Source organism: Streptomyces sp. NPDC006512 (assembly GCF_040611935.1).
Classification (GTDB): Bacteria; Actinomycetota; Actinomycetes; order Streptomycetales; family Streptomycetaceae; genus Streptomyces.
The window spans coordinates 236,914-256,589 of record NZ_JBEXPG010000003.1 but is presented as its reverse complement, the minus strand read 5'-3'; the positions used below and the strand labels follow the sequence as shown (position 1 = coordinate 256,589).

The following is a 19,676-nucleotide window of genomic DNA, read 5'->3' as shown; positions in this document are numbered from 1 at the left end:
CGTCGTCTAGCCTCGACTCGTCGAAGGGGTGGTGATATGGATCAGACGGTCTCCGAGGCCATCGGCTACTCGGCCGGCTGTCCGGACTGCGGTGCGGAGCTGGAGTGCTGGGGCGTCCAAACGCTGGTCCACGGCTCCGTGGTCTGGGACACCGAGTCCCGCTGTGCGGCCTGCGGTTTCGCCGTGGCGGACTGCGGCGGTGAGCTGCCGTCCGCACTGCGGGGCCGGCTGCTCTCCGAGCGGGGGCCGGCCCGCCTCCAGGTGGACCCGACAGCGAGGAACACCGCGGTCATGCGGGTTCTGCGGGCAGAACTCGGCATCGGTCTGGCGGAGGTCAAGACCCTGCTGCGGGAGATCGCGGCCGGAACCCACTCGGGCACGATGCCTGAGATGGAGTTCCTGGCCCGCAAACTGCGCGCGTCTGGCGTCGATGCGGTTGCCGTTCGCCCGTAGGGGCCCTACACAGGGTGTCAACCTCCCACTTCCTGCCCGAAATCGGGCAGGAACTCTCTTGTAGCCTCTGCGGAATGACTCACACGGTGGGAACGGTCGAGCGCATTTGGCGGTATCCGATCAAGTCGACGGGAGGCGAACGACTGGAGCGAGCGGACGTCGACCCCCGCGGTCTCGTCGGCGACCGCCTCTTCGCGGTGCGCGACGGCGAGGGCAGGTTCGGCTCGGGGAAGAACACCCGAAGGTTCCGCCGGATGCCCGGCCTGTTGCAGTTGCGCTCTCGGTACCCGGAGGGGACGGAGCGGCCCGAGCTGCTCGATCCGGACGGCGTGACCGTCGCGGAACCGACCGCCTACCTTCGCCGATACCTCGGCCGGGACGACGTCGAACTGGCCCGCGAGCAAACGATCTCCCATTTCGACCAGCTCCCGCTCAGCGTCCTGACCACGGCCACCCTCGACTGGGTGCGCGCGGCCGTCCCCGGGGTTCGGGTCGACGAGAGACGCTTCCGGCCGAACCTCCTGATACGGACCCCACCGGGCACCCGCGCGTTCGTCGAAGACGAATGGTTCGGGTGCAGGGCGTGGATCGGGTCCGCCCTGTGCGTGGAGTTCGTGCGCTCCAGCGAACGGTGCGTCATGACCAACGAGGCGCAGCAGGACCTGCCCCACTCCCCGCTGGTACTGCGGGCCATCGCAAAGGCCCATCACGCCCGGCTGGACGCGCTGGCCACCGTCGTGACGCCCGGTTGGGTGAGTTCCGGGGCCGCTGTCACCCTCGTATGAGGCCGAGGGCCTCAATGGCCGCCCGATTCGGGTTCGGGACCGGCAAAAAGGCCCCGGTCTCCTGAAGGAGGCCGGGGCCTTGGTTGAGCGCTGGGCAGGCCTTGCACCTGCATCCCCCCACGGGAAGTGGGGTGTCTTTCCTTGGACCACCAACGCCAGACCCGTCAGCCGCCGTTCACGGCCGCGAGTACGAGATCCAATATACAGCAGGGACGACCTTGAAACCCGTCGGGCTCACGCCGGGCTGACCCGGAAGGCCGACACCGGGCGGGAACCGCCCGACGAGCAGGGGCCGACCGGCCCGGTCGGCCGACGGCGTCACCATTCGCCCCGCGCTTCGCGGTACGGGTTCGGATCCGTGACCCAGCCGGCCGTGAGGACGAGGCGCGAGGCCCGGTGCACGGCGAGGAAGCCGAAGGGGCGGCGGAAGGTGGCGTACACCTCGGTGTTCACGTACTTCTCCTCGGGAAGCGGGGCACTTCCCGCGGCCATTTCCATGGCGGTGACCACCGCGGCCTTGAACCCCTCGTCGGTGAACGCCGCGGTGACGGCCTGTCTCGCGGAGCCGATCGCCATGGGTCGGCCGCTGATCCCGGGGAAGTGCCCGGCGGACGGGTCGCCCGCCGAACCCAGCCCGAACAGGTCGGCCCGCGCCATCAGATCGTGGTTGGCGGCGATGTCGAAGGCGACGGTGCTGACGTGCAGCCTCGGCGGGACGGGACGGAAACTGCGCACCTCGGCCACCCGCACACCGGGTCCGGCCTCTCCGTACGGGAGGCGGCTGCCCGGCACGAGCCGGTGGCGGCCCGCGAGGACGTCCACACCGGCCTTCAGTACCCGGCCCGCGGTCATCTGTTCCTCGCCGAGGAGCAGATGCACGTCGATGCCGCCGGTGCCCACCACCCTGAGGTCGGTCACCTGCCCGTCAGGCGTGTCCGCGACACCGACGCGGTCGAGCAGTGCGGTGGTGCGGCTCAGGCCGGCCAGCTCGCGGCCCTCCCAGGGGCCCGACACGGGTCTGGCCGAGTCAGGGGTGAAGGGGCGTATCCACCGGGTCTCCAGGGCGAGTGCGCTGGCCAGCACCAGGAGGGAATCCTTGTTCAGCTCGACCGGCATGCGCTGAATGCGTCCGCGCGTCCGCTCCGCCGCCCAGGCGTCGAGTGCCTTCCGGTCGTGCCGGAGCCAGCCGGAGAGCTTCCGGTGCGCATGGGAGGGCAGTCCGGCGGCCCACTCCTCGCGCACCTTCAGTTTGCGGCTGCTCCACAGGCCCACCGCCAGGTCCACTCCCCGGAGGGCGTCGAGGGCAACGATGCCCTCACGTGCCGCCCGGGCCGCCCGCTCGGCGGGAAGTCCGACGGCCTCGGCCAGTTGCGCGCGGGTTTCACCGCTCGCGGCGTCGGCGAGGAAGGCCAGGAGCGGCCAGACGCCCGCGGCGGAGAACGTCGTTCCGCCGTCCGTCCGCTCCGCCCAGCGTGCCGTCAGCCCGTTGACCGCGTCGACCGTCTCGTCAACCGCCCGCATCGTCGTACTCGTCACCCGCATACCGCCCCCGTTCGCCCCGCACGTGTCGTGCGTACGGTACCTCCGCATGATCCACACGGCGGGGTCGGCAGGTGGCGTCCCAGGCCGGCGGCCTCCCTGTGGGTCGCCGGGCGCCACTGCCGACGGGGCGGCGGCGCCCTGGAACCGTGTGGGCCGGGTCAGGCCCCGATGAGGTGCTCGGGGCGGATCGGCGTCTTGGTGAGTTCCAGGCCGGTCGCCGCCCGGATCGCCGCGATGACGGCCGGGGTGGACGACAGGGTCGGGGCCTCACCGATGCCGCGCACTCCGTAGGGCGCGTTCGGGTCCGCCATTTCGAGGTAGTCGACCGGGATGGTCGGGGTGTCGAGGATGGTCGGGATCAGGTAGTCGGTGAAGGAGGGGTTGCGGACCTTCGCGCTCTTCGGGTCGACGATGATCTCCTCCATCACGGCGACGCCCAGGCCCTGGAGGGTGCCGCCCTGGATCTGCCCGACGACGGACAGCGGGTTGATCGCCTTGCCCACGTCCTGGGCGACGGCCAGCTCGACGACTTTGACCAGGCCCAGTTCCGTGTCCACCTCCACGACCGCGCGGTGCGCGGCGAAGGAGTACTGGACGTGGCCGTCGCCCTGGCCGGTGACGAGGTCGAAGGCCTGGGTGGGGCGGTGGCGCCACTCCTCCTCGACCTCCACGACCTCGTTCTCCAAGACGTCCGCGAGGGAGGCGAGGACCTCGCCGCCGTCCGTGACGACCTTGCCGCCCTCCAGGAGCAGTTCGGCGCCCTCCCACGCCGGGTGGTGGGCGCCGAACTTGCGCCGGCCGATCTCCAGGACCCGCTCGCGGACGATGCGGCAGGAGTTCTTCACCGATCCGCCGGTCATGTACGTCTGGCGGCCCGCCGAGGTCGACCCGGCCGAGCCCACCTGCGTGTCGGCGGGGTGGATGGTCACCTGCTGGACGCCGAGTTCGGTTCGGGCGATCTGCGCGTGGATGGTGACGCCTCCCTGGCCGACTTCCGCCATGGCCGTGTGGACCATGGCGACCGCTTCGCCGTTGATGACCTCCAGGCGGATCCGGGCGGTCGAGTAGTCGTCGAAGCCCTCGGAGAAGCCGACGTTCTTGATGCCGACCGCGTAGCCGACGCCGCGGACGACGCCCTCGCCGTGCGTCGTGTTGGACAGGCCGCCCGGCAGCGCGCGCACGTCCGCCTCTCCGTCTGCGGTCTCCCACTGGCGGACCGGGGGCAGCGGGCGGGCCTTGACCAGGCGCAGCAGTTCGGCCACCGGGGCCGGTGAGTCCACGACCTGGCCGGTGGGCATGACCGTGCCCTGTTCCATGGCGTTGAGCTGCCGCAGCTCGACCGGGTCCATGTCCAGTTCCGCCGCGAGCCTGTCCATCTGGGCCTCGTACGCGAAGCAGGCCTGGACGGCGCCGAAGCCGCGCATCGCGCCGCAGGGCGGGTTGTTCGTGTAGAGGCCGATCGCCTCGATCTCGACGTCTTCGATGACGTAGGGGCCGACCGAGAGGGACGCGGCGTTGCCGACGACCGAGGCCGTGGACGAGGCGTAGGCGCCGCCGTCGAGCACGATCTTGCACTTCATGTGCGTCAACTTGCCGTCCCTGGTGGCCCCGTGCTCGTAGGAGAGCTTCGCCGGGTGCCGGTGGACGTGGCCGAAGAAGGACTCGAACCGGTTGTAGACGATCTTCACCGGTTTGCCCGTGCGCAGGGCGAGGAGGCAGGCGTGGATCTGCATCGAGATGTCTTCCCGGCCGCCGAACGCGCCGCCGACTCCGGCCATCGTCATCCGCACCTTCTCCTCGGGCAGGCCGAGGACCGGGGCGATCTGCCGAAGGTCCGAGTGCAGCCACTGGGTGGCGCAGTACAGGTCGACGCCGCCGTCCTCGGAGGGCACCGCGAGGCCGGACTCCGGGCCGAGGAAGGCCTGGTCCTGCATGCCGAAGGTGTACTCGCCCTTCACGATGACGTCGGCGCGCTCGCGGGCCTCTGCCACGTTGCCGCGGATGATCGGCTGGCGGTGGACGATGTTCGGGTGCGGGACGTGACCGATGTGGTGGTCGTCGCGGTCCTCGTGCACGAGTACGGCATCGGGGGCGGTCGCCGATGCCTCGTCGGTGACGAGGGGCAGTTCCCGGTACTCGATCCTGATCTTCGCCGCGGCGCGGCGCGCGGTCTCCGGATGGTCGGCGGCGACCAGGGCGACCGGCTCACCGTGGTGACGCACCTTGCCGTGCGCGAGTACCGGAGTGTCCTGGAACTCCATGCCGTAGTTCTTCATCGCGGCCGGCAGGTCGTCGTAGGTCATGACGGCGTGGACGCCCGGCACGGCCGCGGCCTCGGAGGTGTCGATGGAGACGATCTCCGCGTGCGCGACCGTGGACCGCAGGAGCTGGCCCCACAGCATGTCCTCGTGCCACATGTCCGAGGAGTACGCGAACTCGCCGGTGACCTTCAAGGTGCCGTCCGGGCGCAGCGTGGACTCGCCGACGCCGCCCGTGGTCCGCGAGCCCTGGGTGACGTTGGTGGGGATGCCGCTGGTGGTACCAGCCATGATGTGACCGCCTCTTCCTGACGTTCCGGATGTTGTCGGCGGGAGCGGGGATCGCCGGGTGCCACGACCCCCGTGCGCGGCGCGCCGCACGACGCTCCCCGCCCCGTTCCGGTTCGGCCGATCCGGGGCCTGAACTCGCTGGTCGCTGTCGGCCGAACGCTCAGAAGTAGACAGCGCGGACAGCGGGACGGGGCAGTCACCGATCACTCAGAGACCGCTGCGCCGGTACCTGTGGAAGACGGTGCTTTCTCACCGCGCCACCCCGGTGACCTGTGGTGATCCATGTCCTGCGGATGACGTGGCATGAGAGGGTGGCGATCATGCGGCTACGTGAACTCCTGAACGTCGACGAGTTGGGGCTGCGTCCGCTCGCGGGCGCGGACCTCGGCGACGACATGCTCGATCGAGCCATATCCGCCGTCCCGACCATCGACCGGGCAGACCCCGGCCGCTTCCTCACCGGCGGCGAACTCGTCCTCACCGGGCTCGCCTGGTGGCGCGAGGACGGAGACGCCGAGGCCTTCGTACGCGTCCTCGCCCGGGCGGGTGTCACGGCCCTCGCCGCCGGCGAGGTCGAACACGAACGCGTTCCGGACGACCTGGTGCGCGCCTGCCGCCGCCACGGCCTCCCCCTCGTCGCGGTGCGACCGGAAACCTCGTTCGCCGCGGTCACCGAACACGTCCTGCACCGTCTGCACCGGCAGGACGGTGTCGGCAGCCTCGCCGCCGTGGTCGAACGCCACCGGATGCTCCTCGCCGACCAGAGCTCGGCGGACCTGGTGCTCGACCTCCTGCGGGAGAGCCTCGGTGTCGACGTACGGGTGCTGTCCGCGACCGGCCGTCAGATATCCGGGGCCCGGCCCCCGCTGCGCGCCAGGACCGCGGCGGCGCTGGCCGCGAGGTACCTGGCCGCGCGCCGCGCACGCGAGGCGGCGGCTCCCCACGTGGTGACGGTCGGGGGCCGGCCCTACTCCCTCGTGGCGGTACCCGACGCGAGCGAGGTACCCGGTGTTCGCGGTGTTTCCGGTGTTTCCGATGGTTCCGATGGTTCCGGCGTTCCCGACGCCCTCGGGCCGGGGTCGCATGCCGAAGAGCTGGGCGACTGGCTGGTCGTCGTCGAGGCCGACACGTCGGACTGGCCCGCACCGGACGCGGAACTCCTGGGCCGGCTCGTCGAGCTGGTCACCGACGCGCGATCCGCGCACGAGCGGTCGAAGGCCGCGCTCCGGGACCTCGCCGGCCGGGCCCTCGAACTGCTGCACGGCACCGTCCCGGCCGAGGAGATACCCGTCCGGCTGCGCAGTACCGCGCAGTCCATCGTCAGCGGGCAGCTGACCTGGCCGCGCGAACAGTTCGTGGTCGCCCGGGGAGAGTGGCACGGGGGCCGCCCCGTCCCCGCCGCGGCCCTGCGCGTGCTCATGGAGGAGGCCCTGCTCCAACCGGACGGCCCGGTGCGGGTGTCGCCGCAGGACATCGCCTCCACCGTCGACGGCGAACAGGCCGTCCTCCTCGTCCTGGTGCCCGAGCCCACGACCGGCCTCCCCGACCCGTCCCTCGACTGCGCCGCCCTCCAGCGCCGCCTCTCGGCGGCACTCGCGCGGTGGCTCGGCCCGACGGACCGCGTCTGCGTCGGCGTCAGCGTTCCGGTGGACGAACCCGGGAACGCCCGGCGCGCCCTCGAAGAAGCCCGCAACGCCCTACGGATCGCCCGGGCCGGCCACGAACGGGTGACCGTGCGGGGCCCGGACGACCTCACCACCCACATCCTGTCCCTGCTCCCCCTCATCCCGGCCGACACCCGGCGAGCCTTCGCCGACCGCCTCCTCGGCCCCCTGCGCGATCACGACAGACGCCACCGGACGGACCTCGTGACCACGCTCCGCACCTTCCTCGACTGCGACGCGTCCTGGACCACCTGCGCCGCGCGACTCCACCTGCACACCAACTCCCTGCGCCACCGCGTCACCCGCATCGAACAACTCACCGGCCGCGACCTGTCCGGCCTCGAAACCAGACTGGACTTCCTGGCGGCCCTGAGATCCGGCTGATCGGTTTCGGAATCTCTGATTGCGGGGACTTTGTCCCAGCATGTCCATGATTGTCCCGCGCCGTGACGGCGCCCGACGCGACAGCCGAGGTAGACCATGGGTTGGAAGGGCAGACGTCGGACGGCCACGTCGGCGGTTCTTGCCGGAGCGATCGCCCTCGTCCTGGGGGCGCCCCCTTCGGTCGGCGCCCAGCCCCGGACCGGGACCGCGCCGTCGGTCGGGGACTCCTCCCCGACGCCGCCTCCGCCCCGGCTCCCCCGCGACTTCCGCGGCAAGGGCAAGTGGATCGTCCGGGACCTGGACATCACGGTGCCGTTCACCTGGGAAGGGCGGGACGGCGACAGCCAGATGACCGCAGGGGGACCGCAGTACCCGATCTGGTTCACCAACCTGATCTACCACGACACGCTCTACACGCTGACGTACAAATGGCCCGGCCTGACCGAACACCCCTGCTCACGCATCCCGGGCTTCAACCTGGAGCAACTGAATGAGGGGTTCGAGAACGCCCGGTTCGTCGGGCGGGAGACCCTGCGGCGCACCCCGCAGCGGCACGTGAACCACTGGAGGGTGGGCGTGGTCCTCCCGGAGCTGCCTCCCGGCAACTACCCGCGTCTGCCGCTCGCCCTGGGCGACATCTACGTCGACGAGAACGACCGGGGCACCTTTTGGCAGGTACTGCAGTTCGGCGTCCAGAACCTGTACGACCCCGAGCTGGACGAGTGGCTGGTCATGGACACCTTCGAGCACCGGCCCGGAACCGTGACGCTGCCCAGGCGGTGCGAGCCGCCCCGGTGAACGTGGCCGCCGGTCAGGGCCGGTACGCCGGGGTGGCTCATCAGTGGGTGCGGGCCTCGGCGGTGGCCTTCAGGTCGCCGAGCCATGTTTCGAGTCCCTGGCGGAGGATGGCGGTCGCCGTGGGGACATCCGCGTCGACCTGAGGGCCGGTACGGGTCTCCTCGGCGGTCAGCTCCAGGGGTAGACGACCGCCCGCTCGGCCCGGCGGCGGACGACCCGAGAGGCGAACGCCAGGGTCGCGCCCACCGCGATCAGGACCAGACCGCCGAACAGGGCGGCCCCGCCGACGCCCCAGGCCGCCGCGGGATTCCCGTCCGCGGCGACGACGCGGTACTGCACCGCCGAGACGGGGAACGTGCCGGTCTCCTCGGAGGACGCGGCCCCTTCCTCGGGCTCGAACTGGTCGCTGATCGGCGTGGAGCGGCTGTCCGGCAGCACGATGAGTCTCCCCTCGGGCACCTTCACCTCGAAGTCGTCCGAACCGCCGCTCACGACGGCGTGGTCCGTGTACGGTTCCGCGAGGACCTTGCCGTCGAGCGTGAGATGGGCGTCGCCGCTCCGGTAGGCGAGGGTGTCCCCGCCCCGCGCGACCACCCGGCCGGCCACCGAGCCCCCGTCGGGATGCTGGACGGGGGCGGCTCACGGCGGAGGGCGCTGCGGGGCTTCGGCCGGGGGTCCCCCTACGGGCTCGCCTGAGGCGGGGGCCGACGTGCCACGCGGTAGCGGAGGTAGACGCATTTCGAGCCGAGGGTGCGGGTGTCGACGAGTTCGAGATCCACCCGGCGCTCGTCCCGGGGGAAGAACGGGATGCCACCGCCGACCAGCACCGGGTGGACGATGGCCTGGTACTCGTCGATCAGACCCGACGCGGCCGCCTCGGCGGCGAGGGTCGCGCCGCCGATCGCGATGTCGCCGTCCCCCGGCTCGGCCCGCAACCGCTCGATCTCCTCCGCCAGCGCTCCGGAGGCCAGGCGGGCGTTGCCCTGGACCGTCGACAGCGTCGTGGAGAACACCACCTTCGGGAGCGGGTTCCAGAGCGAGGCCCACTCCCGTTCGGGGGCGCCGAGCGACGGGTCCTGGTCGGCGGACTCCCAGTACAGCATCGTCTCGTAGAGCCGTCGTCCCATCAGGTGGACGCCGACCTGTCGGATCTCGTCGATCCAGAAGCGGAAGACCTCCTCTTCGGGCGTCGTCCAGTCGAAGCCGCCGTCCGGCCCGACGATGTAGCCGTCAAGGGAGACACCCATCGAGTAGGTCACGCTGCGCATTTGAAGTCCTCCTCGGGAACAGGACCGACCCTACGGCCGCCACCTCGCAGGGGGTCGCGGAACCAGGTCGTGTCGCCGTCGAAGTCGCTCCCCGAACCGGCGGCGGGTGCCCGCTCCGGTGTCAGGCCGGTTCCGGGACATCGGCGACCGGGGGGCGGGCGCGGGCCAGGGTGGCGGGCAGGTCTGCCCTGCGCCTTATGCCGAGCTTGCGGTAGGTGCTGGTCAGGTGGGTCTCCACGGTGCGGCGGGCCAGGTGCAGCAGGTCGGCGATCTCGGTGTTCGTCCGCCCCGCCGCGGCGAGTTCCGCGATGCGGCGCTCGCTGCCCGTCAGGGCCCCCGAACCGGTCCGCGCAGCGGCCGGGACCCGGGCGCCGCCCTCGCGGAGGGCCTGCTCGGCCAGGGCGAGCAGCCGCAGGCCGCCCTTGCGTTCGGCGAGGTCCGCCGCTTCGCGCAGCCGGTCACGGGCGCGCCCGCGTTCGCCGGCGGCGAGGAGCTGGCGGCCCTGGGCGAGGAGGGCCTCGACCAGTTCCATTCCGGCGTCGGCGGGCGCGTCCCTGAGGGTCTCGACCGCCTCCTCGGCGAGGTCCAGTCCCCGGCGGCCGCCGGTCGCCGCGCCGAGGACGCGCAGCGCGCGTCCCACCGTCCGCGGGGTGTTCCACACCCGGGCCAGCCGCAGCTCCTCGGTGGCCAGGGCCAGGGCCTCCTGGCTGCCGCCGAGCGCGAGGCGGCACTGGGCGACCGCTGTCCGCCAGGGGGTGACGACCGGGCTGAGCACCTCACGGGCGGTCTGGCGGCGGCCGCACTCCAGGAAGTCGTGGAGCGCGCCCGCCGGGTCGCCGGCGGCGAGGCGCTGCACTCCCCGCGCGTAGAGGAAGCGGTTCAGCTCCCATGATTCCGGGGCCCGGCTCAGGTCGAAGGCGTCGGCGAGCCGTGCGGCCTCCTGTGCGCGCCCCGTGTGTACGAGGGCCATCAGCACGTGGGCGTCCCGGTTGGAGGGGCCGCTGTGGGCGCGCGCGGCGACGGCCGCGCCGTCGCCGCGCACGGCGATCAGGCGGGCGACGTCTCCGCGGGCCGCGGCGATGTCCGCGCGGGTGTTGAGCAGGGCGTGCTCCATGGGGTGGAGCAGTGCGGGGTGCTGGCCGGCCAGGCCCCGGTCCACGAGCCGCTCGGCCTCGTCGAGTTCGCCGGCCCATTCGGCGACCGCCGCCGCCGTCCCCAGCAGGAACGGCTCGGCCAGCGGGTCGGAGGGCTGGGCGAGCAGGGCCCGTACGCGGTTCATGGCCGTGCCGGCCGAGATCAGCCCGGCCGTCGCCTCGTACCGCACCAGCAGGGCCCGGCTGGCGGTGCCGACGAGTTCCGGCGCGTACTCGCCGCTCTCGGAGAGCCTGCGGTAGGTCTCCTGACGGGTCGCGAGGTCGGCGTCGGACAGCAGCGCGGTGGCGGTCTGCACGGTGCGGGTGAGCCCCGGGTGTCCCTCCAGACCGCCCTCCGTGCGCCGCAGCACCTCCAGTGCCGTGGTGACCTCGCCGCGGCCGACCAGGGCCGTGCCGAGGGCGACGGCCGCACGCACCCGGTCCCGGGGCGCGGCGGGCAGGTGCTGTGCCTCCGCCAGACGTGCGATCGCGACCGTGCCGTCGGCCGAGGCGTACTCCAGTGAGCCCAGTTCGGTCAGCAGCTGCTGGCGCCGGTCGTCGGGAAGCGGTTCGTCCAGGGCGCGGCGCAGGTAGCCGGCGGCGTCGCCGGGGCGGGCGTCGTGCACCGCGACCGTCGCCGCGTCCCGCAGGACGCGCAGTGCCCAGGGGAGCCCGTCGCCCGGTGCGCGCAGCAGATGGGCGGCGACCGCCTCGACGCGGTCTCCGCGGCGCAGCATCGCCTTCGCCGCCACCCGGTGCGCCGCCTCCCGTCGCTCCGTCGGCCAGCCGTTCAGCACGGCGTCCCGCAGCAGCCGGTGGGCGAAACGGGGCAGGCCGGTGGGGTCCGGGCGCAGGAGTCCGATGCGGGTCGTCGCGGTGAGCCAGCCGCTGACCCGTGCGGGATCCGCGCCGGCGGCCTCGGCCAGCACCCCGGCCACGTCCGGTACCAGCGGGGTGCCCGGTTCGCGCCGGGGCGGCTGTTCCTCCGCGTCCGGCCACGCCTCCTCCAGCGCCGCGAGGCAGCGGGCCACCTCGGCCGTCGCGGCGCCCGCGCTGTCCAGCCACCACGATACGGCCGCCGGGTAGCTGCCGGGATACAGCGCGGCGCAGGTGTCCGGCAGTGGCGGGACCGTGTCCGCCACGGGGCCGGTCTCCCGGGCGCCGCCGAGGTCGTCGAGCAGGGCGTGGAGCAGCAGCGGGCTGCCCGCGCCCGCCCGTAAGCACTCCGCCGTCCAGTCGGGTCCGGCCGCCGGCACGGCGGCGCGGACGAGCCGCGCGGCGGCCGTGTCGCTGAGCGGGTCGATCGTGTGGGTGCGCACGAGGGACGGCGGCAGGGACCGGGCGAGCCCGGCGCTGCGGGAGTCGATGTCGTACTGGCTGCGTTCGCTCGCCACGAGCAGGAGCGGTAATCGGTCGATGTGGCGTACGGCTTCGCGCAGCCAGCGGCGTGACGGGGCGTCGGCCAGGTGGACGTCGTCGACCGCCAGCAGCAGCGGGCCCTCGGCCGCGTACGCACGCAGCAGCCGCCACAGCCGGGCGGCGCTCCCGCGGTCGTCACGGTCGGGTCCGAGTTCACTGAAGTCCGGTACGGGTCCCAGGAGTTGCAGCACGGTGGCGAACGGCACCGCGGTGTCCTCGGGCGAGCAGCGCGCCCGCAGCACCCGCAGGCCCCGGCCCGCGGCGTCCCGGACGGCGGATTCCAGTACGGAGCTGCGGCCGGTGCCGGTGGCTCCCTGGAGCAGCACCAGGCGGCCGGAACCGGAGCGGGCCCGTTCCGTTTCGTCCGTGATCAGGGTCTGGGCGCCGTCGCGTTCGAGGAGCGGTTCGGTCATGGGTGCCTCCTGCGCTGAAGGGTTGTGCTCCGCCGCCGGGTGAGACGACGGAATCCGTGCCGGGGTGGTGTGGAGTGGCGTACCTCACTGCCGGCGTCCGGGAGTGCCCCGACTCCGACGGGACGTGCCGTGACCTGCTGCGACGCACGGGCAGGAGGCCGGTCTCGTGGTGGTCGCCGACGGGGTCTCGTGGTGTGGCTCGTGGTGCTCCACGATTGCGGTCCCCGTGGCGCCCGCAGAAGGGTGGGAGCTGCTCATCCGCTACGGCCCGCGCTGCGGGGTGGGCCGCCGAACAGGGGAAACGGTTGCTCAACTCATCCCGGACCACGACCACGTCCTCTCCCCCGGTCCGCTGCGCGGGCTCCACGAACCGGCGCGTTCCGGTGGCGGTGTCCGCCGCCGATCCGATCAGCTTCGAGGGAGCGGTCGGCCAGTTGCGCAGACGCCCGGAGGTCGAGCTGCGCGAGGAGTCCGGTCCGGGCACGGTGGCCCTGCTGGTGGAGGACGCTCTCGACGAGGCGGCTCTGACCCGGCTGCGCCGGATCGTGCGCGGCGAGGGGGCGCGCGTCGTCCTGGTGGTGGGGGCGATGCGGGAGAACGAGCTGCTGGAGGTGGTGGAGTGCGGTGTCGGCGCGATCGTCTGGCGTCACGAGGCCACCGCCGAGCGGCTGGCGCAGGCGGTACTGGCCGCGCACCGCGGTGACGGCGACCTGCCCGCCGATCTGCTCGGCCGGCTCATCCACCAGGTGGGCACGCTGCACCGGGGTGCGGCGGGCGCGCCGGGGGCGCCGTTCCTGGGGCTCACCTCCCGTGAGGTGGACGTCCTGCGTCTGGTTTCGGAGGGCTTCGACACCGGTGAGATCGCGGGCAAGCTGTCCTATTCCGAACGGACCGTCAAGAACGTCGTGCACGGTCTCACCACACGGCTCCACCTGCGCAATCGGGCCCATGCCGTGGCTTTTGCCCTTCGGGAAGGCTACATCTGACCGTCCGGGCAGCCGGAGGCGGCGGGGGCGTGTCCGCGGGGGCAGGGCGCACTGCCCGGCTGCCGTCCCCCGTGCCCCTGCGAACCGGGCGGCCGCCCGGGGGACGATCGACGGTGGACGACGGGCGGGGCCGGATGCGGCCGTGCGGGCGGAATCGGGAGTGCAGGCGTGATCCACGAGGTGGACGAGATGCTCAAGGGCCTCCTGGGCGGCGGGGCGTTGACGGGGGCGGGCATCGAGGTGTCCTTCGAGGCGCCGACCCGTGACTGGGCCGCCCGCCGCAACGCCCCCGTGATCAACACCTACCTGTACGACATCCGGGAGGAGGTGGCCCGGCGTCAGCGCGGGCAGACCGCGGTGCGGGACGACCTCGACGTGGTGGTGCGGCGGAGGCAGCCGCCGCGCTGGTTCAGGCTGTCGTACCTGGTGACGGCGTGGACGAAGACCCCGCGGGACGAACACCGGCTGCTGTCCGCCGTGCTCGCGACGCTGCTGCCCCGCGAGGTGCTGCCGCCGGACGAACTGCCCGGCTCCCTGCGGACGCTGGGGCTTTCCGTGCCGCTGACGGTGGCCGGAACCCAGACGGAGGCGCGGTCGCTCGCCGAGATCTGGTCCGCGCTCGGCGGCGAGCTGAAGCCGTCCCTCGACCTCGTGGTGACCGCGCCCTTCCCGGCCTTCCCGGAGTACGACGCGGGGCCGCCCGTCACCGAGGGCGCGACGCTCCGGGTCGCCGGTCCGGACGGCGGCCTGGCGTCCGAAAGCCGTTCGCACCGTCCCCGCCAGGTGGCGGCCGCCCGGGAGGCACGGGCCGCCCGCAAGGGCGCGGCTTCCCGCCAGGAGACCTTCCGCCGCCCGGACCCGCGGTGAGCGCCCCGTACGCCGTCTCGGCGCCGGGCCCGGACACGGCGGGCGCCGGGGCGCCGGCGGACGACGCCGTCGGCGCCCCCGCCCGGGCGCTGCTCGCCCGTCTCGACGGGCTGCGCGGGCGGGTGTCGGCGCTCGTCGAACGGCGGACCGCCGGCGATCCCACCGCCGACGACCCCCTGCGCGGGCTCTACTTGTCCGAGGAGGCGGTGCGCCACCTCCTCGGCACCTGGCCCGCGATGACGGACGACGTGACCGGATCCGGTGCCGACGCCGGGCATCCGGTCGGTGAGGGGCACGCGGCCGGCGACCGGCTGGCCCGGCTGGCCGGGCGGGCGGGTCTGACCGCACTCGACGTCGCCGTCGTGCTCGTCGCCCTCGCTCCCGACGTCGACCGGACCTTCGAACCGCTCTACGGCTATCTCAACGACGACGTGAGCAGGCGCCGGGCCACCGTCGGCCTCGCCCTCGACCTGTGCGCGGTACCCGCGCGGTCCGCCGCGGCCCGGGCCCGGCTGCACGCCTCCGCGCCCCTCACGGCCCTCGGCCTGCTGGAGGTCGGCGAGCCCGAACGTCCCTTCCTGACCCGTTCGCTGCGCGTGCCCGACCGCCTGACCGGGCACCTCCTCGGCGACGACACGCCGGACGCCGCGCTGCTCGGCCTGCTGCGCCCGATGCCGGAGCCGCTGCCCTGCGACACCGCCGCCGAGCGGTTCACCCACCGGCTCGCTGCCCTACTGGAGTCCGGACCCGCCACCGTCTACCTGCGCGAACAGCGCGAGGGCGAGGGCCTGGCCGCGTACTCCGCGGCCCTGCGCGCCGCCGGCCTGGACGCGCTGTGCTGCGCCGCGCCCGGTGAACACGTCGCCGAGCTGCTGCGCGAGGCCCGCCTCAGCGGCCGGGCCGTCGTCGTGCCGTCGCTGCCCGAACGGCCCGGCCCGCTGGTGCGGGCGCTGGCCGCGACACCCGACGTGACGGTGCTGCTGGCCGATGCCCGCCCCTACGACCCGCACTGGTGCCCCGAGGACCCCCTGGTCCTGGACGCGCCGGGCCGCCGGGACGGGGGAACGGCCGCCTGGCGGGACGCGCTGGGCGCGGACGCCGACGGCTTCGACCTGGCCGCGACGGTCGCCCCGTACCGGCTCGGCGGGGACCGGGTACGGCGGGGGGCGCGGGCGGCACGCGCGCTGGCCGCCTTCGACGGCGGTCCGGTCACCGCCGCCCATGTGCGGCGCGCGGCGCGCCGCCAGTCGGCCTCGGGACTGGAGAGCCATACCCGCCGCATCCGGCCGGCCGTGGGCTGGGAGGACCTGGTCCTGCCCGAAGGGCCCCTCGGGCAGCTGCGCGAACTGGCCCTGCGGGCCCGCCACCGCGACCGTGTGCTCGGCGACTGGCGGCTCAGCGCGGGCGGCGGGCGGGGCCGGGGCGTCCTCGGCCTGTTCGCCGGGGAGTCCGGTACGGGGAAGACCCTGTCGGCGGAGGTCGTCGCGGCCGACCTGGGTCTCGATCTGTACGTGGTCCAGTTGTCGTCGGTCGTGGACAAGTACGTGGGCGAGACCGAGAAGAACCTGGAGCGGATCTTCACGGAGGCGGACCGGACCGACGCGGTGCTGCTCTTCGACGAGGCCGACGCCGTCTTCGGCAAGCGTTCCGAGGTCAAGGACGCGCACGACCGCTACGCCAACATGGAGAGTTCCTACCTGCTCCAGCGGCTGGAGTCGTTCGACGGGATCGCGCTGCTCACCACCAACCTGCGCGCGAACATGGACGCGGCGTTCACCCGGCGGCTCGACCTGGTGGTCGACTTCCCCTTCCCGGACGCCGGGCAGCGCCTCGCGCTGTGGCGGCACGGGCTGGCGCACGTACCGTCCGCCGAGGGCATCGACGCGGCCCCGCTGGCCCGGGACTTCGAGCTGGCCGGCGGTTCCATCCGCTGCGCGGTGGTCACCGCCGCCTACCTCGCCGCCGGGCGCGGCGGCGAGGTGACGGCGGAGGACCTCCTGGAGGGCGCCCGCCGGGAGTACCGCAAGGCGGGGCGGCTGGTGCCGGGCGAGGGCGGCTGGTGATCCGGCGGCCGGGCCCGGTGACCGTGCCGGCCGCCGTGGGACCGGCCGCCGCGGGCCTCAGTCGGCCTTGGGGCGGATGACCTTCCACTCCTGGTTGCCGGTGTTGGTGCAGTCGGCGATGTTCAGCCGGTCCGCGGCGGCGGCCCCACCGTTCACGTTCAGGCACTTGTTGTTGCTGGCGTAGTTGCGGATCCAGTAGTCGCCGCTCTCCTGCTGCTCGATCCACCACAGCTGGTTGTCGGCGGTGGTGCCGTCGCAGTGGAACTCGCCGATGCCGGTGCCCACGGGCCGGCCGCCGTACTCGCCGAGGTCCATGCAGAACTGGTCCTTGACGTTGCGGATCTGGAAGAGCGGACTGCCGCCGGGCCCGAGCTTCGGGTACTTCACCTCAAGGTTCCAGAGCTGGTTGTCCCCGGCGGTTTCGACGCAGTCGCCCTGCTGGACGGCCGTGTTGACCGCGCCCTTGTCGCGGCCCGGCAGATCGGCGCACATGCGGGTGGCGGCGTTGCGCAGCAGGACGTTCTCGGCGGGCACCACGGGCGGCGGTTCCGAGGGCTCCGGCGGCTGCCCGCCGCCGTCGGCGCTGTCGTCGGCCTCGTCGTCCTTGGGCTCCTCCGTCTTCGGCGGTTGCGGTGCGGCGCTGGGCGAGGGCGGCGGGGGCGGCGGCGGGGAGAGGGGCAGGGCGGTGGGCAGGGCGGAGCCCGCCTGCTCGGTGGCCTCGGTGCGGACCTGCGGCTGGTAGGCGATCCAGATCATCACGAAGGTGACGCCCAGGGCCAGGAGCAGCCCGAAGGACGTGGCCAGCCAGCGCGGGAGGAAGCCGCGCTGGACGTAGGTCCCCTCGACCTCCAGCGGCTCGGCTCCGGAGCGGCGCACCGCCAGGGTGTAGGGCCGCTCCTCCTTGGAGCCGAACCAGATGATCTGCCGGGGCCGCAGGGTCGTGTCGACGAACGCGGCCCGGCCGGGCTCGATCTGGAGGTTGCCGGGGCGGATCTCGTACGCGAGGTGGTCCCCGGTGTCGCTGCCCGCGACCGACGCCGTCACCTTGGTGTTGCCGAGGTTGTCGACCGCCAGTCTGGGGCGTCCGCGGAAGCGGCCCTTGACGGTCGGCGGCACGAGTTCCGCGCGCACCTCGGCGAACGGCGTGATCGTCAGGTTCCCCTCCGGAACCGTCACGGCCTCGGGGTGCTCGGCCGGCGTGATCCGCACGGCGTACGGGTTGGGCCCGGCCGTGGCGTCGGGGGTCCGGGGCGGCGCGAACGTCAGCTCCACCGTCCCGGTGGTGCCCGGGTACAGCCGCAGGGTCGCGGGCTCCGCGGTCGTCCAGGGCGCCACGTCGCCGACGGGCTCGAAACGGTACTCGTCCACCACGTCACCGGTGTTGCGCACGCGTAGACGCACGCGCGTACTGCTGCCGGGGTCGACGGTGACGGAGGCGGGTTCCAGGGAAGTCCATAGGCTCACCCCCGGCACGCTAACGGCGCGCCCGCCGCCGGTCAGGAGTCACGGGGGCAGACCTCGGGGCAGCCGGGGGCGGTCCCCGCGGCCGCGCGTCCCGGCGCTGCCCCTCCAGGCACCGGTGGGGGCAACGACGGTGCCCCCGCCCGGGTACCGGGGGACGTTTCGACGGGCGCGACGCGCGCGTCAAGGTGGGGGTGTCCTGTCTCGTACCCGAGGAGAGCAGAGCATGCCGTCCTATCTGTCGCCCGGCGTCTACGTCGAGGAGGTGGCGAGCGGTTCGCGCCCGATCGAGGGAGTCGGCACGTCGGTGGCCGCGTTCGTGGGTCTGGCGCCGACCGGCCCGCTGAACGAGCCCACTCTGGTGACCAACTGGACCCAGTACGTCGCGGCGTTCGGCGACTTCACCGACGGCTACTACCTCGCCCACTCCCTCTACGGGTTCTTCAACAACGGCGGTTCGGCGGCGTACGTCGTGCGCGTCGGCGGCTCCGCCGAGGACTCCGCGGGCCGGGGGCAGGAGTCCGCGCCCGCCGCGGTCGCCGGTGCGACGCCCCCGGCCGCGCTGCCCGCCGCCGAGTCCCGGCCGCTCGGTACCTTCGCCGTGGCCGCCCTCGCGCAGGGCCGCGGCGGCCCGCTGTCCGTCGAGGTCGCCGACGCCGAGGGCGAGGGGCCCGCCGAGCGTTTCAAGCTGATCGTCAAGGACGGCGACAAGCCGGTGGAAACCTTCGACGTGACCGCGAAGAAGGGCAGCCGCGCGTACGTCGTCACGCACGTCAAGGAACGTTCCAAGCTCATCGCCGTGACCGAGGCGGCCCCGTCGGCGCCGCCGGCCCGTCCCGAGAACCAGACCGTGGCGCTGCCGGCGCCGCCGCCCGCGCCCGTCGGGCCGACCGCACCGGCCGGCCGCGCGGAGGGATCCCACCCCGGACCGGCCCAGTACCTCGGCGACTCGGCGGACCGCACGGGCTTCGGCGGCCTGGAGGCCGTGGACGAGATCTCCATGGTCGCCGTGCCCGACCTGATGGCCGCCTACCAGCGCGAGGCGATCGACCTGGAGGCCCTCAAGGCGGTCCAGCTCGGTCTGATCGCGCACTGCGAGCTGATGGGCGACCGGGTCGCGATCATCGATCCGCCACCCGGCCTGAACGCCCGTGACATCCGGGTCTGGCGGCAGGAGACGGCCAACTACGACTCCAAGTACGCGGCCCTGTACTACCCCTGGATCAAGTCCTTCGACCCGGCGACCGGGCAGTCCCGGCTGGTGCCGCCGAGCGGACACGTCGCCGGCATCTGGGCGCGCAACGACAGCGAGCGCGGTGTCCACAAGGCCCCTGCCAACGAGGTCGTCCGCGGCGCGGTCGACCTCGAACTCCAGATCACCCGGGGCGAGCAGGACCTCCTCAACCCGATCGGCGTGAACTGCATCCGGGCCTTCCCCGGCCGCGGCATCCGCGTCTGGGGCGCCCGTACCCTCTCCTCCGACCCGGCCTGGCGCTACCTGAACATCCGCCGGTACTTCAACTACCTGGAGGAGTCGATCCTGATCGGCACCCAGTGGGTGGTGTTCGAGCCGAACGACCACAACCTCTGGGCCCGCATCCGCCGCAACGTCTCCGCGTTCCTGGTCAACGAGTGGCGCAGCGGCGCCCTGTTCGGGCAGAGCCCCGAGCAGGCGTACTACGTCAAGTGCGACGAGGAGACGAACCCGCCGGAGTCGGTCGACCTCGGCCGGGTCATCTGCGAGATCGGCATCGCGCCGGTCAAACCCGCCGAGTTCGTGATCTTCCGGCTGGCTCAGTTCTCCAGCGGCAACGGGGAGCTGGAGGAGTGACCGGGGACGGAACCCGCGTCCGTCCCCGTCGCCTCCCCGTGCCCCTCCCCTCTTCAGAAG

The 19,676-nt window shown here is 73.2% G+C and carries 14 protein-coding genes and 1 pseudogene; 8 read left to right on the top strand and 7 right to left on the bottom strand.

Features of this window, described 5'->3' with window-relative positions:
* Window positions 1-36 precede the first annotated feature (36 nt).
* Both ABZZ17_RS03760 and ABZZ17_RS03755 read left to right on the top strand, forming a co-directional pair.
* Complete coding sequence (locus ABZZ17_RS03760) at window positions 37-453, top strand: hypothetical protein (protein ID WP_356871589.1); 417 nt, start codon at window positions 37-39, stop codon at window positions 451-453.
* Window positions 454-527: 74 nt separating this feature from the next.
* Window positions 528-1,238 (top strand): MOSC N-terminal beta barrel domain-containing protein, encoded by a 711-nt coding sequence (locus ABZZ17_RS03755; protein WP_356871587.1) that lies wholly within the window; start codon window positions 528-530, stop codon window positions 1,236-1,238.
* A gap of 318 nt (window positions 1,239-1,556) precedes the next feature.
* On the opposite strand, the gene ABZZ17_RS03750 is transcribed toward ABZZ17_RS03755, so the two are convergent.
* Together ABZZ17_RS03750 and ABZZ17_RS03745 are read right to left on the bottom strand one after the other, a co-directional pair.
* Complete coding sequence (locus ABZZ17_RS03750) at window positions 1,557-2,780, bottom strand: serpin family protein (protein ID WP_356871585.1); 1,224 nt, start codon at window positions 2,778-2,780, stop codon at window positions 1,557-1,559.
* Between the two features lie 158 nt (window positions 2,781-2,938).
* Window positions 2,939-5,329, bottom strand: coding sequence for a molybdopterin cofactor-binding domain-containing protein (locus ABZZ17_RS03745; RefSeq protein WP_356871583.1), 2,391 nt, complete (start codon window positions 5,327-5,329; stop codon window positions 2,939-2,941).
* A gap of 320 nt (window positions 5,330-5,649) precedes the next feature.
* On the opposite strand from ABZZ17_RS03745, the gene ABZZ17_RS03740 reads away from it, so the two are divergent.
* Complete coding sequence (locus tag ABZZ17_RS03740; protein WP_356871581.1) at window positions 5,650-7,377, top strand: PucR family transcriptional regulator ligand-binding domain-containing protein; 1,728 nt, start codon at window positions 5,650-5,652, stop codon at window positions 7,375-7,377.
* 96 nt (window positions 7,378-7,473) lie between these two features.
* A complete protein-coding gene (locus tag ABZZ17_RS03735) occupies window positions 7,474-8,175 on the top strand; it encodes a hypothetical protein (protein ID WP_356871579.1) in 702 nt (233 codons plus the stop codon).
* Window positions 8,176-8,215: 40 nt separating this feature from the next.
* On the opposite strand, the pseudogene ABZZ17_RS03730 reads toward ABZZ17_RS03735, so the two are convergent.
* From ABZZ17_RS03730 to ABZZ17_RS03715, 4 genes and pseudogenes are all read right to left on the bottom strand, one after another.
* A pseudogene (locus ABZZ17_RS03730) lies at window positions 8,216-8,338 on the bottom strand (polyketide cyclase /reductase); the annotation flags it as partial.
* 5 nt (window positions 8,339-8,343) lie between these two features.
* Window positions 8,344-8,781: a hypothetical protein gene (locus tag ABZZ17_RS03725; RefSeq protein ID WP_356871577.1), complete on the bottom strand. Its 438-nt coding sequence runs from the start codon at window positions 8,779-8,781 to the stop codon at window positions 8,344-8,346.
* A 74-nt stretch (window positions 8,782-8,855) separates the two neighbouring features.
* Entirely contained in the window at window positions 8,856-9,443 is a 588-nt protein-coding gene (locus ABZZ17_RS03720; RefSeq protein WP_356871575.1) for a dihydrofolate reductase family protein, read from the bottom strand.
* A 121-nt stretch (window positions 9,444-9,564) separates the two neighbouring features.
* Window positions 9,565-12,408: an AAA family ATPase gene (locus ABZZ17_RS03715; protein WP_356871573.1), complete on the bottom strand. Its 2,844-nt coding sequence runs from the start codon at window positions 12,406-12,408 to the stop codon at window positions 9,565-9,567.
* Between the two features lie 305 nt (window positions 12,409-12,713).
* Between ABZZ17_RS03715 and ABZZ17_RS03710 the strand changes: the two genes are divergently transcribed.
* The 3 genes from ABZZ17_RS03710 to ABZZ17_RS03700 all read left to right on the top strand — a co-directional run bounded on the left by ABZZ17_RS03710 (window position 12,714) and on the right by ABZZ17_RS03700 (window position 16,324).
* Window positions 12,714-13,394 carry a response regulator transcription factor gene (locus tag ABZZ17_RS03710; RefSeq protein WP_356871571.1) on the top strand — a complete coding sequence of 227 codons (681 nt, stop codon included), beginning with the start codon at window positions 12,714-12,716 and terminating at the stop codon, window positions 13,392-13,394.
* 168 nt (window positions 13,395-13,562) lie between these two features.
* On the top strand, window positions 13,563-14,261 hold the full coding sequence (locus ABZZ17_RS03705; RefSeq protein ID WP_356871569.1) for a DUF4255 domain-containing protein: 699 nt from the start codon (window positions 13,563-13,565) through the stop codon (window positions 14,259-14,261).
* 89 nt (window positions 14,262-14,350) lie between these two features.
* A complete protein-coding gene (locus ABZZ17_RS03700) occupies window positions 14,351-16,324 on the top strand; it encodes an ATP-binding protein (RefSeq protein ID WP_356871621.1) in 1,974 nt (657 codons plus the stop codon).
* Between the two features lie 57 nt (window positions 16,325-16,381).
* Here the strand turns inward: ABZZ17_RS03700 and ABZZ17_RS03695 are convergent, their stop codons facing one another.
* Window positions 16,382-17,788, bottom strand: a complete 1,407-nt coding sequence (locus tag ABZZ17_RS03695) for an RICIN domain-containing protein (RefSeq protein ID WP_356871567.1) — start codon at window positions 17,786-17,788, stop codon at window positions 16,382-16,384.
* Window positions 17,789-18,011: 223 nt separating this feature from the next.
* Between ABZZ17_RS03695 and ABZZ17_RS03690 the strand changes: the two genes are divergently transcribed.
* Complete coding sequence (locus ABZZ17_RS03690; protein WP_356871565.1) at window positions 18,012-19,616, top strand: phage tail sheath subtilisin-like domain-containing protein; 1,605 nt, start codon at window positions 18,012-18,014, stop codon at window positions 19,614-19,616.
* Window positions 19,617-19,676 lie beyond the last annotated feature (60 nt).